General features: G+C 45.7%; 10 protein-coding genes. 4 read left to right on the top strand and 6 right to left on the bottom strand.

Annotated elements, in window-relative coordinates:
- Positions 1 to 11 precede the first annotated feature (11 nt).
- From GF401_09640 to GF401_09625, 4 genes are all read left to right on the top strand, one after another.
- On the top strand, positions 12 to 611 hold the full coding sequence (locus GF401_09640) for a hypothetical protein (GenBank protein ID MBD3345311.1): 600 nt from the start codon (positions 12 to 14) through the stop codon (positions 609 to 611).
- 12 nt (positions 612 to 623) lie between these two features.
- Entirely contained in the window at positions 624 to 3,050 is a 2,427-nt protein-coding gene (locus tag GF401_09635) for a PorV/PorQ family protein (protein ID MBD3345310.1), read from the top strand.
- Positions 3,051 to 3,114: 64 nt separating this feature from the next.
- The gene (locus GF401_09630; protein ID MBD3345309.1) at positions 3,115 to 7,083 is read left to right on the top strand and encodes a hypothetical protein; all 3,969 of its coding nucleotides are present in this window, start codon (positions 3,115 to 3,117) and stop codon (positions 7,081 to 7,083) included.
- A 166-nt stretch (positions 7,084 to 7,249) separates the two neighbouring features.
- The gene (locus GF401_09625; GenBank protein ID MBD3345308.1) at positions 7,250 to 10,519 is read left to right on the top strand and encodes a hypothetical protein; all 3,270 of its coding nucleotides are present in this window, start codon (positions 7,250 to 7,252) and stop codon (positions 10,517 to 10,519) included.
- 35 nt (positions 10,520 to 10,554) lie between these two features.
- Here GF401_09625 and GF401_09620 read toward each other — a convergent pair whose 3' ends face one another.
- The 6 genes from GF401_09620 to GF401_09595 form a co-directional block, all read right to left on the bottom strand.
- Positions 10,555 to 11,718, bottom strand: a complete 1,164-nt coding sequence (locus GF401_09620) for a 3-phosphoglycerate dehydrogenase (GenBank protein ID MBD3345307.1) — start codon at positions 11,716 to 11,718, stop codon at positions 10,555 to 10,557.
- A 115-nt stretch (positions 11,719 to 11,833) separates the two neighbouring features.
- The gene (serC, locus tag GF401_09615; protein MBD3345306.1) at positions 11,834 to 12,916 is read right to left on the bottom strand and encodes a 3-phosphoserine/phosphohydroxythreonine transaminase; all 1,083 of its coding nucleotides are present in this window, start codon (positions 12,914 to 12,916) and stop codon (positions 11,834 to 11,836) included.
- Positions 12,917 to 12,992: 76 nt separating this feature from the next.
- A complete protein-coding gene (locus GF401_09610) occupies positions 12,993 to 13,649 on the bottom strand; it encodes a redox-sensing transcriptional repressor Rex (GenBank protein MBD3345305.1) in 657 nt (218 codons plus the stop codon).
- A gap of 134 nt (positions 13,650 to 13,783) precedes the next feature.
- Positions 13,784 to 15,289 (bottom strand): HDOD domain-containing protein, encoded by a 1,506-nt coding sequence (locus tag GF401_09605; protein ID MBD3345304.1) that lies wholly within the window; start codon positions 15,287 to 15,289, stop codon positions 13,784 to 13,786.
- Between the two features lie 7 nt (positions 15,290 to 15,296).
- Positions 15,297 to 16,139: an HDOD domain-containing protein gene (locus GF401_09600; GenBank protein ID MBD3345303.1), complete on the bottom strand. Its 843-nt coding sequence runs from the start codon at positions 16,137 to 16,139 to the stop codon at positions 15,297 to 15,299.
- 72 nt (positions 16,140 to 16,211) lie between these two features.
- Positions 16,212 to 17,225, bottom strand: coding sequence for a hypothetical protein (locus tag GF401_09595; GenBank protein ID MBD3345302.1), 1,014 nt, complete (start codon positions 17,223 to 17,225; stop codon positions 16,212 to 16,214).
- Positions 17,226 to 17,266 lie beyond the last annotated feature (41 nt).

The raw sequence follows: 17,266 nt of genomic DNA, 5'->3' as shown, positions 1-17,266 counted from the left end.
AGCTGTTTATTGTGAGCATTATTCTCGCATTAGTTGCCATAATTCTGTTTGTTGTCTTTTTGCTTATAGCAATTCGAGTCGGCGTTAATAAAGAAAAAAGTCAACAGGAATTGCACCCTCCGGTAATCCATAAAAGCGGCATATATTCGATTGTGCGCAAGAGCCCCCGGGAATCTATTGATCAGGTCAAACCTTCCGAGGAAGATTTGCGAAAATATTTGGCGGCACAAAACGAAGATATAAGGGGTACTAAGCTTCTTAAAAATGATAAAGAACTGCTCATTGAAGACTGGAAAAATGATATTGAATCGAGCATTTCCGAAATAGAAGAAGGCGACAAAGAAGGTGTGGAGTTTTACTATTACAGCTATAAAAATGAAGATCCTGTATGTAAAAATAAGATTTCCCGGGGGCATTTTGTGACACGAGGACAAATATATAAATATCCAAAAATTATTCCTCCCTTTCATCTGGGTTGCCAATGCACCCTGAAAAGATATAGCGGAGATGAAAATTTAAGGGAAACAACCGTTATCGGCATGCAATCCCTTTTCAACCAAGATAAACTTCCTCCACTTCCCGACTGGAAAAATGTCTCAAAAATTCAATAGAGAGTTCATTTAATGAAAAGTGTACGAAAATCGGTTTCATTTTCATTTTTTCTGATTTTTCTTTTATTGTTTTCGAGTTCGGTTTCAGCGGCATTTCAGGCTGCGGTTATCACTCTTGTCTTCCCTCCCGGTGCACGGGCAACCGGGTTAGGAGAAGCTTTTGTTGCGCTGGCCGACGATGCCAATGCCACATTTTTCAACCCGGCAGGCTTGGGACAGGCGCCGCTCGCCAATACATGGAAAGCCCATCTTGCCAACTCCGGTTCCTCATTTTATGTTATTGCCGCAAAAAAGAAAAAAGAGTTCAGTCTCAGTGAAAAAATATGGGCAGGAACCCAGAATGGCCTTTTACGATACAGCGGCAAATCCTGGGAATCCCATGAGATATATCTGATCGAGGAAGGTGACGATCTGCTCACCATCGCCCGGAAATACCTGGAAACCGAGGATGAAGAGGCCATCGAAAAAGCGGCTTTGATAATCAGGAAAACAAATGATATCGAGATGAAGCGCTACAAATCCCTTACCACCCTTTTCGAAAAACAGGTTGCCGATTCAAGCGCCGATAAGCAATCCGGAGATTCCACGCTGGCGCCGGCCGATCTTGCCCTCGAAATACTCGAATTGGATCCGGTATATCACGACAGTTCCGGTATCTTTAATGCTCTTGCAGAAAAAATCGACACCACCACCGCTGCCGCTCTTACCAACGAAGTAACTCAGATTCTTACAACCGAAGATAAAGAATTCAAAAACCTTGTCGAACTGAAAGTTCCTTTTACTATTGCGGTTGATGACAGTATCACTGCACTTGCTGTTGATGCTTCCGAAAAGGTATGGATCGGAACCCCTAGTGGTTTGTGGCGTTTTGACGGCAGCACCTGGAGCCGGTTCGGCATCCTTGATGGTCTTCCTTCAACCCATATCACCTCTTTGGGAGTGGGGCCTTACGATGAAATAGCAGTTGGTACCGATCTCGGTCTTGCTGTCTTTTCCGAAGGACTCTGGGAGACCTACGAACTGGATTTTCAGGAAATACCCGAACCCCAGGTCGATGCCGTTGCATTTGGAACGCCGGGCGTTCTTTATGTCGGTACCCCCTATGGGTTACTCGTGAAAAAAGAAGATTCCTGGGAAATGCTTGATACATCAGACGGACTTCTGAACCAGTCGGTTACTGCTCTGATGTTTGACTCGCAGGACCAGCTCTGGATCGGTGGAAAGGGCGGCATCTCCATTTACGATGAAACTTCATGGAAACGGTACAAATTCCCCGAGAGCAAAGTATACTCCTTCGGTGAACTCGAGGAAGGACGGGTGTGGATCGGCACCAACCGGGGCGCTATTTCCTACAAAGAAGGACGGGTGAGAACCGATAAGGAAGGAGCTGTTGTCCAAGAACCTCCTGAGTGGAAAGCATTCCATTCCAAGAACGCTCTGAAGGGCGATGATGTTTATGGTGTTGCGGTCCATGGTAAAGATGTCTGGCTGGCAACCGATAAGGCGGTGAATCAGTACGATTATGCAGAAAAGCAGGTAATGCTCTTCTGGGAATTGCTTCTTCCTGCACTGAAACTCAGAGATCTTCATCATATGTACGCATCCTTTGTCCTTCCTACCGAAGACTGGGGAACGCTCGGGTTTACTATTAATTTCATTAATTTCGGTGAAAATTACATGACCGATGAAGAGGGCCGCGAAATTGCCCGGTTCAGGTCCTGGGAAGGCGTTTTCGGTCTGAACTATGGTCTTGCGCTCAAAGAAGACCTTTCACTTGGCCTTAATATCAAGTATGTGCATAGTGCATTGGCACCGGGTATCGGGGAAGGTTCCGAGGGTGTGGGGCGAACCTTTGCAGTCGATGCCGGATTACTGAAACGGAATCTTCTGACCCGTGGTTTAGACCTTGGGCTTTCGCTTCAAAATATGGGACCGCCAATCTTCTATATTTCCCGTGAAGAAGCCGATCCAATTCCCTTCACCATTAAATTCGGCTTAGCATACCGTGCTGTCGAAACGCCACTTCACGACCTTAACCTTCTCCTCGATTTAAACAGGGAGCTTGCGAAAAATTATATCGAACGCGATCCCGATCCGTTCTGGAAAGCGATCGTTACCGACCTCGAGGATGAAGAAGGCATTGTCGACATATTCGAAGAAGTCAATGTCAATATGGGACTTGAATACTGGTATCTTCAGTTTATAGCAGCTCGTATGGGATTCCTCTTCGATTATCTCGGCGAGCGGTATGAGTTGACTATCGGGCTTGGTGTCAAATACGGAAATCTGAATTTCGATTTCTCCTATATCCACTCCCCTCCGGGATTCTTTAAAGATGTTATGAAAACGTTTATCAAGGATGAAACCGATTCTCATCTGGAAGGAAGTCATGGAGTGCGGCACGGACAACCCCGTTTCTCGCTTATTTTCAAATTCTGATATGACTGCACAACTAATCGCTGCTCTTTGCCCGGTATAACGATTGATGAAAGGGTTAATAACAATGAAAATATATGCATCGTTAAGCGTTGCATTGCTCCTGTTCGTTTTTTCGGGTTCCGCCGATCCTTCGTCCCCCCCGACCCTTCATAAAAGCAAGTCAAGCAAAGGCTTGTTCAAGACAGCGGTCGACAATCCCGGTCCGCTCTATTCGTTTAAAAAAGAAAAAACCGACACACTTCATGTTATCGCTCTCCGGGTTCAGTTCAAACGGGACACCGCCGATGCTACAACCGGTACCGGAAATTTCAGCGACATGGATGATCCCGAGGAAATCGAAGCATACAACGACACAAGTATTTACAAATACGACAACATGCCTCATAATCGCCAGTATTTCGAATATCAGCTCCAGTATGCAAAAGAATATTTCAACCGGGTTTCTCGTGGAAAATTTGCCATCAAATATACCGTTTACCCCAGAACGGAGACCGGCGCCTATTCGGTACGGGAAGCGATCGTTTTGCGGGACAGTGTCGATACGACAATCCAGCTAGCCCCGACAGTAAGCAAAGACACGATGTTGATAAAAAAAGCACGGTCTCTGAAAGACACCATGACCATGGCATACTACTCTCCTGCGGGGAAAAAGAAAAAGGAGTCATGGGATGAATATGGATTCAGGAAGACTGTCGGGTTGATGAAATTTGTTCGTGACGCTATTATTACAGCTTCAAAAGACGAAATCTACGGTTCTCCATTTTCCTCTCTCCGGCGGGACCCGTCAACCGGTCATATCGTTGATTCGACCGGAAAGAAGGTTGCCTTTCTGATTATCCATGCCGGGGCATCATATCTTACCGACGGCGGGAAAGACGGCGTTTTCGGTAAAGACACCCCCGCCGATATGATCGATGCTTTTATCTCACAGGAATTTTTCAAGTATTTCAGCGATACACTTGATCTCGATACGATTGGAAGTGAAAACGGTTTGACCCTCTGGACCGGAAACGATTCGATTCTGGTTGATGAAATCATGCTTATGGGAGAGACGTCAAATCAGGATGATCTCAACTGGGGTGTCCACGGCATTCTGGTAAATCAGATTGCACGAGCTGTCGGCATTCCCGATCTTTTTTCGACCAGCAGCGGTATTTCCGGTATCGGAGCCTTTTGTATTATGGATTTTGCAGGTTATTCTGCCGGCTACGGCTTTATCCCTCCCTGGCCATCGGCCTGGGTCCGTATGTTCATGGGATGGGACACTCCCCATATCGTTCCACAGGAGGGGGAACAAACCCATTATCTGCGGGCAATCGGTGCTGCGGATCCCTCGGGAGCTGATACAACAATCCTCATGGTGCCGATCAACGATCATGAATATTACCTTATCGAGAACCGCCAGCGCAATCTCGAAGGCAATCCCGATGTTTTCGGGTATGACACCACAGAATACGGGGATACAGTCTATATTTCCCCCTATCCGTACAATGTGAATCTCGATGAAGTTGTCGATTCGACCTCCGGGGATGCAACAAATGCTATTCTAAACGTGAAAAACTATGATGTCAGCCTTCCGGCTTCGGGTGTACTGGTGTGGCATATCGATGAAAACATTATTCGTGATCGAATCAAATACAACATGGTCAATGCCGATTCGATTTATCGCGGTGTCCGGCTTGTTGAGGCTGATGGTATTACCGATCTGGGAATCATGTTCCAGGATGTCTTCTATCAGGCTGCCTTCGATTATGGTGGGGCCGAGGATGTCTTCCCTCACCGGGTACGGAAGAACGATAAGGTAATCGTTGTCGATTCCATGGGCCCCTGGACCCGCCCGTCGACAAAGAGCAATGACGGAGGGCACAGTTATCTCACCATGCGTATCACACCGGCGACAACCGGTCTTAATCCCTCGGAAATGGCGGCAATCAGGGATTATTACGCCGAAAACTATGTCGACTCCGTATTCGAGATATCGCTGCAATGGGATGTCCCTCCTTCACCGGTAGATTCAGCCTCGGCATGGCTCGCTCCATCCTATGTTAACGGATGGCCCAAACGGGTTCATCCCGACGAAAAAATTTTAGAACCGGTATGCGCAAATGTCTATAAAGGTGATGCTTCACAGGAGTTTATCGCCCTCTCAGAAACAGGCAAACTCTATGTCTGGTCGGCCGATTCGTCGAAAAAACGTTCTTTCGGCGGGCATATCGACACATTTCCTTCCCTTGATGTTCTGTTGAAAGACAGTTCTGATGTCACCCTGATGACTATCGACAGCTCAGACGCCTCGCTTCCCCATGATACAACAATCGACACAACAAAGCTTATCCATGTTGGTTTTGACACTGTATACTCCATGCAGGGACCATCCCAGGCATCATCCTTTCCAAGTGTCATTAACGATAAGGTATACCTCCCGGCCGGCGATACGCTCTGGATACTCGACAGTATCTCTATCGGTAACCCCCTGGCTGTCAATCCGGATACGACTGCCGTTCCGGTATGGCGCACAATACCACTGCCTTCACCGGCAACTACCTATGTGTGTGAACTGAGCGGTAATTGGTGGGCTATCGGATGTGCGAACGGCAAGGTATTATTTGGCAATGCAATCACCGATTCAATTGAACACAGTGTTACTGCTCATAACGATTCTTTTCCTGTTGTTGCCTGCGCGGCGCTTCCGGAAGAACAAGGAAAGGCTGTTGCCGTTCAACTCAATGGAATACTTTCGATCTGTGACACATCCTCAGGATATCCTCTCGACAGCACGCTGGTCAACGGTATCGGCCCCTTTACTCTGGTGACCGGAAATTTAAACGGCCCAGATAATCCTTCGAGCGAAATAATCGTCTCCGACAGCCGCCAGGGACTCTGGTGCTATACTCGCAACCTTTCCCGGGCTCCCGGATGGGAGAATGCCCCAGTCGACTGGCCGAGTGTGTATACCTATCAGGAAAACAGCACAACCGCGCCGCGGGGAACACTGCCGGTCAACAATTCATCACCCGCCCTTGCCGATCTTAACAAGGACGGTATGCTCGATATTGTTGTGGGAGGAACAAACGGCCTCTATGCACTCAATTATAAAGGCGTGCTGTTGTACGGATGGCCCTATTACCTCGATAACCGGTACTGGTACTACCGTCAATCGGTCACCACCACACCTCTTGTTGCAGGTGAGAAGCAGAATAATCCAATTGTACTCTATTCATCGCCGACCGGTGAGCACGAGACTTTTTCATTTTTCCAGATCGACAGCACAACTGATGACAGCACGAAGGTCTATTTTACTCGTAACGACGGTACACCCGATAGTATCGGTGGCCTGAAACCATCACTGGTCGACACGCTTTTTGTTTACGGCGATTCGTTGATACCCGATTATATCATGCCGGGTGGATTTATCGATGCGGTGGATTACAGCGGTAAACGACCGAAACGTCCCGTTTTTATTAACGATCTCCAGGGCACTGGCCCCGAACGCCAGTCTTACTGGCCACTCACCTATGGCGCCGGACCTGTCACCTCACCTCTTCTTGCTGATATCGATTCAGATAATCGTATCGATATGTTTGCCATTGCCGAAAACGGCCGTGTGTATCGATGGGAACTGAATAACGCCCTGTCCCTCGATTCTCTCTTCTGGCCTCAGGTGGGTTACAATAGTGGACGGTCCTTTGCCTATCAGGGCTCCGATCCCGTTGCATCTGGTGTAGACAAGGAAAAAATCAGTCTCTATTCATTTCCCAATCCCACTAACGGCGCCGATGAAGTCCGGTTCAGGTTTAAATTCAACGGTCCGGCAAAGGATGTCAGGCTCGACATATACACCTACACCGGCTTTCATGTTTACCACTGGAACCCCTCTGATAACCGGTATCTGACTCACTGGAAAGACTGGAACGAGCTTCCCGGACCAATCGGCCTGGCTAAATTCGGTCCCGGGGTCTATCGATGCCGCCTTGAAGCCACCGTGAATGGAGAAAAGGTAAGTACTCTATGGAAGATGGCGGTGGTTAAATAATGGGGTGAAAAAGGGAAATCCATGACAAAAACCTGTCCCGATTGCTATCGGGAGAGAAACAACGATATGAGAAAGAAATTTTAGCGCTTCAATAATATAGGATTATTTTAACCGAAATCTTTTGAGATGCTGTACGTTGTTATATACTCAATGCTGTTTTAGAAATATGTTGCAACAGATGAAAAAAATGCTCTCCCTCTGCCTCTTCCTGGTTATCATTCTTGCCATTCATGCAGGATCTGCAAGTTTCAATGCCTTCAGAATGCCGATTTATACCATTGAAAGCAGCCATTTTAAGATTCATTTTACCAAAGACCTCCACCATGTTGCCGAAAGAACGGCTACTATCCTGGAAGAGCTGTATACGATCTATCGCGACACCTACGATCTGACACTTCCGGAAAAAACCGACGTTCTCGTTGCCAACGATGTTGGCGGTAATGGATGGGCGATGGATATTGCCAATATGCTGCTGATTTCGCCGAATGCCTTTGATTTCAATCTCAGGGGAACGCATCACTGGCTGAGGGATGTCGTTACCCATGAGTACGCTCATATCGTTTCCATTACGGCATCTCACAAGATGTCGTCGTTAATCCCCTACTTCCAGTTTGGAGCATTCAGCCATCCAAACGAGGGTGAGCGTTTTGAAGGGCTTCACATATATCCACTGGAAATTCTCCCCCCATGGTTTTTTGAAGGGATTGCGCAATACGAGAGTTTCCGGCATGGTTCCGACCGATGGGATTCGCACCGGGATATGATAGTCCGCACGTTGTCCTTGTCATCGACGCTGCTTCCCTACGATCATATGTACGTTTTTGCCGGCCGTGGTGATGATTACGAAAAAACCTACAACCATGGTTTTTCGCTGGTAAAGTATATTGCAGAAGAGTACGGTTATGATAAAGTTGTTGCGATTCTGCGGGAAAGCTCCAGATTCGGGAGAATTAACTTTGACCGAAGTATCAAAAATGTACTGGGTATTCGAGCACGGGAACTCTATAAAGAGTGGAAACAGCATTTAGAAAAACAATACAAAAAACAGATCGAAGCAATCGGACCACAGGTATACGGCACCAAAATCAACAAAAAGGGCTACGACAACTACTGGCCCCGGTTTTCACCCGATGAAAAGAAAATCTATTTCATATCAAATGGTGAATATGAATATTCGTTACGATCCCTCTACTCATATAATCTTGTTGATACTGTCGAGGAAGATAAGCGAATTAAACCGCAGATGCATACTGTCAAAAGTTTCTATTCACTTTGCGATACAAATGGCCTGATAGCCTTTTCAAGTGCAAAATCACGAAAATCAATGTTACCGCTTAGTGAAGGAGCGAAAAGTGTTCCTGATATATTTATCGACACCCTCCCCCCTGAAGAAAAAAAATTCAGGCCCTTTCACAAAACAGAGCGTCAGGTCACCGAAAAAAGAGCAGCTATGGCTGCTGCTTTTTCGCCCTCAGGCGACATGCTTGCATTTGTTAGATATAACAATGAAAAAAATTATTTATGTATGAGCGACACCTCCGGGGAAAACGTCAAACGTCTTTACCCCGATTCATCCCGTCCCGAATTGAGTGTTCAGAAAATATTCAGCCTCGACTGGTCGCCCGAGGGCAACGCTATCGCTATCAGCTATATTGATAACAAAGACAGAAAAATCGGCATTTTCGATACATCGTCAGGAGAATTCAGCGTGTTCTGCGATACCGAGCACGACGAGCGCGACCCGCGGTTTTCCCGTGACGGCAAAACACTCTACTTTTCTTCCGACCGGACCGGGATATTCAATATTTACCGATACCATTTCGATACTAAAGCCCTGCAGCGAATTACCAATGTATCGGGCGGCGCCTTTGCTCCGGATATTACCGACGATGAGTCCATGCTGGTATACGCCAATTATGACAAAAAGGGCTACGGGATTTATCTGATCGACAGTATTACCGCCGTTGAAGAATTCTCCCCCGACAGCACTGTCATTGAAGACCGTGAACCTAAAGTCGTTGAAACCAATCATGTGCCTACCACCCCGCCGCGGCGATATTCGTTTATGCCAAGAAAACTCTTCTTGATCCCTACGCTTCTGGGCGAAGAGGTGGTAAGTGATGACGATGATGTTTTCAGGGGAAAAACCGCTTTAAAGGCAGGGGTTGTATTAAATCTGTTCGACCCCTATTATTTTGCCGCCAAGACCGGGAGCGCGCTGGGAGGGTATTTACTGCTCGATCCGGCGAAAATCCATAAATTTATTGATCCGCAGGTAGGATTTATCAATCCTGAAGTTGATTATGATCTGGGCTTTTTTGGAGAAACAAACCTCCTTCCCACCCCAATTCAGACTAATTATTCACAACGCAGCATAACGGGCAAGGATGAGTTTTACAATGAAACTCAGGAAGAACTCCAGACACAGCCGTATAATGTTACCTATTACTATGCAGATATAATTTTGCCCTATTATTTTATGCGAGGAAGTATAACTTCAAATGCATCAGCGATCGCTGGTATCTATCCCTTTGCATCTTTGAACCGAACCGATGTCGCCATTCTTCTGCGGCAGCAGGAAGGTTTCACGTTTCAGTACAATATCGGAAAAGGACATCGTATCGGCGCATTTCTGGCCTCTATGGGACAAAAATTGGAACCTACAATGAGAATCAATCCCAAAGGGTCGTACCTCAAAGTACTCTACAGTGTGGAAAAACAGAAACTTATCGACGATGAAAATGCTTTTGGTTCCGATATGCAGGAAAACTACGATTCTTATTTATTTCACTCGGTAAAGGCCGATATTAAGCTCGGTTTTGATGCACCCTGGTATAAGAAGCATTCACTCTATGCAGAGCTTGGCGGAATGGGTATCGAGCCCATTAAATTCTCGGGCGCCGATACCGATAAATTCCCCTATTATTATGAACCGGCTATCTGGTGGCACCCGGGCTATGCCTACTATACTCAGGAAGAAAAGAATGAGATCATTGTCAAAACAACCGGCGATACAGTGATAAAACGTCTCCCCTATTTAAAAGGTGTCGTTGCCGGCAATGCAGTAACTCACGCCAAATTCTCCTATCGATTCCCTCTCTGGCCGGGTTCTATTGAACGGAAACTGAGTTTCATCTATTTCGACCGTCTCTACGGTGCATTCAATGTAATCGGTGGTGCAGGATGGGACGATCCCGCAGAAATCAAGGAGCTTAACCGTGATGACTGGCTACTTTCTTATGGTGCAGAAATTCGCCTGGAAGCCCAGACATTCAGCAGATACCCTTTAGCCCTGAAACTGAAATGGGACCGGGGAATCGACCGTGGCGCTCCTGTTGGCGGTGACCGGTTTACCGTGGGGATCGGCTTCAGTTTCGATAACTGGGAATATATCGAAATCCCCGATTATATTTCCAAAGGACGGGGAAAGCGGTAGTGAATCGAATACCGGCTTCCCCCATCACTCGCTTTCTAAAGTACCCTCGCCATTATCAACCCATCGATTTTCCGGATTTTCTCCATTGATTGTTCGCTGAGTTCACCCTCGAAATCGATAATATTATAAGCGAGTTTGCCCTTACTTCTGTTGAGCATCTCTGCAATATTAATTTTTTCTTCGGCTAAAACAGCGGTAATTTGACCAACCATGGCAGGAACATTTTCATTTCCGATGACGATACGTTTTGATGCGGTTCGCTGCAGTTGGCAATCGGGAAAATTGACTGAGTTTTTCAGCGTACCGTGCTCAAGATAATTTCTCAGTTGATTAACAGCCATAACCGCACAATTATCTTCAGCTTCCTGTGTCGAGGCGCCCAGATGGGGAACCGGAATCACTTTATCCATTTTCAAGAGTTCTTCATCAGGAAAATCGGTAATATAAACATCAACAATGCCGTCATTGATAGCCTGCTTGAGATCTTCGTTATTAACCAGGCCTCCGCGGGCAAAATTGAGAATGCACACACCTTTTTTCATGAGAACAAATTTGTCCCGATTGATCATCCCTTTGGTTTTTTCGAGAAGGGGCACATGAAGAGTCACAAAATCGGACTCTGCAAGGAGGCTTTCCAAACTTGATGCCCGTTGCACGCTTCGTGACAATCCCCAGGCGGCTTCCACCGAAATTGAAGGATCATACCCGGTAACTTCCATACCAAGCGCAATTGCTGCATTGGCAACCGAAACACCGATAGCGCCCAGGCCGACAACACCGAGTTTTTTACCCACAATTTCTCCACCGGCGTAATTCGATTTGTTTTTTTCGATAAGCTTGGGAACATCAGCACCTTTGCCGACCAGCGATTTCGCCCACATAATGCCATCAACAATACCTCGTGAAGCAAGAAAAAGCCCGGTAATAGTAAGCTCCTTTACGCCGTTGGCATTTGCACCAGGCGTATTGAATACCACGATTCCCTGCTGGGAACACTTGTCGATAGGAATATTATTGACTCCAGCGCCTGCCCGGGCAACCGCTTTCAGGGACGGTGGAAGTTCCATGTCGTGCATTTTGAAACTCCGAAGCAGGATTGCATCAGGGTTAAGTATCTCCGAAGCTATTTCATAGTCTTCCCGGGGAAAAAGATCGAGTCCGGTATTCGATATTTTGTTGAGTGTCTGAATTTTAAACATGCGTGTCTGCTCCTTCTGTGCTTTTTGATAGAACGCCGATTACGCTGATTGAGCTGAAAGTCAGACCCGCGAATATCAGCAAAATCAGCCTTGTCAGCGTTCTATTCATAGTCTGTTATTTATTCTCCGCTTCGAATTTTTTCATGAAATCAACCAGTTTTTTGACTCCCTCAACAGGCATGGCATTATAAATGCTTGCCCGCATACCACCAACAGTACGGTGACCTTTGAGAGTAACCAGCCCGATTCTTTTGGCTTCCTTGATAAACTTTGCATTCAGTTCCTCGGTGGGACAAACAAAAGGCACGTTCATGATTGAACGGTCTTTTTTTGCCACTGTCCCCTCGAACATTTTCGAATTATCGAGATAATCGTAGAGCATGGAAGCCTTTTCTTCATTTTGTTTCTGGATCGCTGCAACTCCGCCCAGTTCTTTCAGCCATTCAAAAACCAGATTGCTGATATAAATGGCATAACATGGGGGGGTGTTGAACATCGATTTCGCATCCACATGGGTTTGGTAATTCAGCATTTTCGGGGTAAAATCGAGGGCATGGCCAACAAGGTCTTCGCGGACAATGACAACCGCCATTCCTGCCGGGCCGATATTCTTCTGCGCCCCGGCATAGATTATCCCGAATTTGGTGACATCCATGGCCTCGGAGAGAATATTCGACGACATATCGGCAACAAGAGGAACATCACCGACCTCAGGAAGTGTCGTATACCGGGTGCCATAGATCGTGTTATTGGTGGTGATATGAACAAAATCGGCCTCAGGATCAAACATGTCGCCGGTTAACTCCGGAATATAGGTAAAGGTTTTGTCTTCGGAACCGGCGACGACATTAACTGTGCCGTATCGTTTCGATTCGGCAATAGCTTTTTTGGACCAGGCGCCGGTATTGACAAAATCGGCTTTTTTTGATTTCCTGAAAAGGTTTAGGGGCACCATGGCAAATTGAGTGGATGCTCCACCCTGCAGAAAAAGGACACGATAGTTGCCGGGAATCCCCATAAGCTCACGGATATTGGATTCGGCAGCTTCGATAATCTCTTTGAATTCGGGGGAACGGTGGCTCATTTCCATAACCGACATGCCTGCTCCATGGGAATCAAGCATTTCATCGGCAGCTTTACGCAATACCGGTTCCGGCAAGGTCGACGGACCTGCTGAAAAGTTAAATACACGGCTCATGGTTGCTCCTTTCATGAAAGAATGGAGTAGTGGAGTATGGGAGGTATGGAAAGAATAATGGAACTCTTTTCGATTCCTATTCCACTACACCGGTTTTTGTTTCTATATATGCTGATAATAATCGCAGCTCTCCAGTTATATCCAAGTTCCGAATACTGACATCGGGTCGTGGTGAATGGATAACAACAGGAGCAAAATTGACAATTCCTTTTATACCGCTCTCGATAAGGTTTTCTGCCGTTTCCTGGGCCGCATCAGCAGAAACCGATAGAATTGCAAGTTCTATCTGCTTTTGCTTGATAATATTTTCCATTTCATAGGCTGGATACAGATCAACCGGCGCTTTCATTGTTTCGACTTTATTAATATTGGAATCGAATCCAGCCATAATTCTGTATTTTCCATCGGATATTGTCAAATTATTGAGTATCGCCGTCCCCAACTTACCCAGACCAACAATGCAGGTATTTCTCGGTTTTTCAAGTCCAAGTGTCTCGCCTATAGCATTTTTTAGCTTTTCTACTTCATACCCTTGTTTGGTATTGCCGATTTCACCAAGAAAATTTATATCCTTTCGTACACTGTGCGCCCCGATTCCAAGCATTTCACCGATTTCGACCGAAGATGTCGCCTTTTTGCCCGATTCTAAAAGGTCTTCCAAAAAGCCGTAAATCAGACAGAGTCGTTCAATTGTTGGCTTCGGCATTTCTTTTTTCATAATAGCTTGTACCATAATCGTGATATATTTCACATTAAATATACGCTTAATGCAATAAAAAGTCAAATATATTTTGGAATACCTCAGTAAATACGCTGAAGAGTATTTTAATTGTGATATATTTCACATTTTAGGTGGTTGAAATAAATCTACAAAGAATACTCTTTCTTTTCGAGCATCGAGGAATATTTTGATTGAAGGTGCTGACTGTAGCTCTTAATTGATTCGGATGATTTTAGATCGAATACATTAAAGATAGTGGGTTGCATTGAAGAAAGGCTGATTCTGTTTTCATGAAACATTGCCAGTTGATCGGCAACATAGATAACTGCAGCTATCTCCTTGAGATTATCAGGAGCAATGAGCGGTTCGATTACAAATTCGATAAGCGAGCAGATGTCCTCGGGGAAATTCCATTTCCGAAGGACAGAAGCACCTATTTTGAAATGTGAAGTTCCAATACTGAGCTGTTCGATCGTGTCGCCGTTAATCCCTTTTTGAACACAAAATTTCTGTATTGTTTCTGCAAGTGAGGGTTCCACGCTACGGATAATGATCTCCCCAATATCATGGAGAATCGCACCCATGTAGATATCGTCAATTAATTTCATTTTATTGTAGTCACGTGCAATTGTACAGGCATAGAATGCGCATCGCGCCGAATGTTCCCAGTGTTGCTGTTGTTTTCCATACCGCTTTTTCATTATCCGTGCTGCGCCAAAGGAGAGAAGGAGGTTTCTGAGACCGCGAATACCTATCAAGGAGAGGGCATTTTGAATGGTTTTGACTTTCTGAGGAAGAAAATATTGGGCCGAATTAATAACTTTCAAAAGCTCGGCTGTCAACGCAGGGTCTTTTTCGATCACCGAAGCCACCTGCGAAAACTGAATATCCGATTGGGCCAGCATTTTTTCAAGCTCAAGCAGGTTTTCGGGATAGACGGGAAGTGTACGGATTTCTCCGGCGATTTTTTCCGACAGCGGTTCAACAAGTTTTTCGGGCAGCGTATTCAGCGCAATTGTAACTTTTGCAATACTTCGATTGTTTTTCTGCTCAACAGAAAAGATATAAGGTTCTATTTCGGGTGGATTATTGGTGATTTTGCGGAGGATCATGATAATCATTGCCGTCCCCAACCCGGCACTTTCGGTATTATCCTGCAGTCGCTTCAGAGCCTCACCAATAGTTCGCATCCCCATGGCGGAATTAAGACGGTACCGAATTTTTTCCATTTCCTGTTCGACCGGAAGGCCTTTGTTGACAATTAATATTGAAAGAAAATCGGCGTCGACCTTAAATTGAACATCGGTATAATATCCCTCTGTCTCCAGGTATGGCGCAAGCTCATCCTCTTCATCCCATAACTGAGACGCAAAGAGTTGAATGCCGGTCTCGTAATCCTTTTTGTTATTTATATCAAGCTTTCTTTTTTTGAAATAGAGCCGTTTCAGCAGTATACGATAAGAATTATCGATCAGTTCATGGACAATATACTGAAGTTTGCTTGAAATAAAATCCTTTTTGAGTTCTTTGAGAAGGGTGGTAATAACAGAATTCAGAAACAACTTGGAATCATCGGTTATCCGGTAAAATCGATACCTGATCGACTTACAATTTTCAACAGCTTCAACTATCTCTGATTCCCTGAATTCCATGATAGCTTTATTTCCGCGATTTCGAGTATTCTTCTTTAGCAGCGACAATGGATTTTGGTGAGAGACCGAGTGATTTTATATTGTCCTGGGGCAATACCGTAGCAAGCATCATATCGGAAACTTCGTTAAAAGTAAGAAAGTGGGCTAAAAAAATATAGGCGGCTTCAGTATGTACTCCTCCATCAAGAGGTGTGTGATGATATTTGATTGCGTTTTGTAAAAACGTGGACAGATGCCATTTTTCGCAGATAAGACTCCCGACCAGACAGTGATTCATCCCCGCAATATCCTGTTCGTTTTCAATTACTTCTTTCAGGCTTTCGGCCGAATTTCCCGCCAATTCAAAAACACTTTTATCCTGCGCCATGAGTATGACAAGTCTTCCAATATCATGCAGCAATCCTGCCGTGGAAATGAAATCTTTGATTCGCCGGTTCATTTTCGCTTTCCCGGCAACAATAACCGCAGCCTTTGAAATTTCACGGGAATGCTGGAAATAATCCCCGACATTATTTATCGAGAGAAACCGCTCCCGTATTACTTTCTCCGAAAACGTAAGAGTGACAAAGTTAATCAGGGGTTCTACCCCGAATATCCGCAAAGCTTCATCGACTGTATCAACCGAATGATTAACACCGAAATAGGCAGAATTAACGAGGTGCAACAGATCGGCGCAGAGTGAAGAATCTCTTTTGAGGATCGGCGCTATATGGGAAAACCGCACATTCGGATTGGCTGCAACACGCCTGAGTTCCGCAATGGTATCCGGCAGGGGGGGTAATTGCTCGATCAGGTCGGTAATTTTTTGAGACAGCTGTCGTTTTTGCTCTGATGAAATCATGGTTAGCATACCAGGCAGTTGATAAACGAATAATGCTTTGATATTTAATTTTATATTTATGGTAAGATAAAGAAAATGATTTTAATCATTTGCGGGCATTCTGACCATCAAATCGGCCAGGGTGACAAGATCGAGCAGGTTATGTTTGAGGATTTCCACCACCTGCCAGGCATTATCGGTATGCACATACTGGTGATAGGCATCGGGAATCTCACTTCCGGGAATATCACCGAATCGCCGCCGGTTGCAGATATGGCGTTCGAGAGTCTGAAGTTTGCAGTCTGGGAGGGTATATTTCCAGATTCGGCGGCTTTCATGGAGGAGATCGAAATGATGAGGATTCAGGTCGAACCCGACACCCATTGCAGCAGCGCGGGTGCGGATATAGGGTAAATCGAAGCTTTTCCCATTGAACGTGACCAGAATTTTTTTTGATCTGCAGGCCTCGCAAAACATGTGGATCACCGCAACTTCTTCACTGTAATCGCGGGCAAAAAACTGCTGTACTTCAAATCCACCCCGGGTCCATACCATAACCCCGATCAAAAAGAGCGGCGAATTACTGAGGCCGGTGGTCTCGATATCCATAAAAATGAAATCATCGGGAGCAGGCTTTTCTCCCCCGAATAGGGCCTGAAGTTTACCCGCAAGAAATGAATTGTCTTCTGATAATCGATGAGCAAAATCGCGGCTTACAAATTCCGCCTGATCGACTTCATCGATCATTTTCGACACCAGCCAGGCCTTTCCCCTGCCTTCAACAGGCATTTCTACACCCTCAACAGCATCTTCCAGACAGACTTTCCAGGCCTGTGCAACAGCAGGTTTTGTCCGAACAGATGATTTTGTTGCGGCACGGGGCAGTTTTCGGTGATAGACAATGGGCTCCGGCTTTGATAAAACATTATCAGACGGCTCAAAGTCAGGAGAAGATTTCTTTTTATGGCGACCAACCGCCCGATACAGCTCATCGAGCGCGGCAGGACGTCTCTGGGTTTGCTTCTCCCCCTTTTTGTGCTTCCGCTCCAGAGCATCGAGCTTTGCCCGAAGGCGCTTTATTTTATCTTCTTTGCCGTTTTGCATGGATATAAACAAAATAGCACAGGGGCGAAGAAAGATGCTGGAGAACGGAGGAT

This window comes from Chitinivibrionales bacterium (assembly GCA_014728215.1).
Classification (GTDB): domain Bacteria; phylum Fibrobacterota; class Chitinivibrionia; order Chitinivibrionales; family WJKA01; genus WJKA01.
The sequence above is the reverse complement of the archived record's forward strand: the minus strand, read 5'-3'. Positions and strand labels throughout refer to the sequence as shown.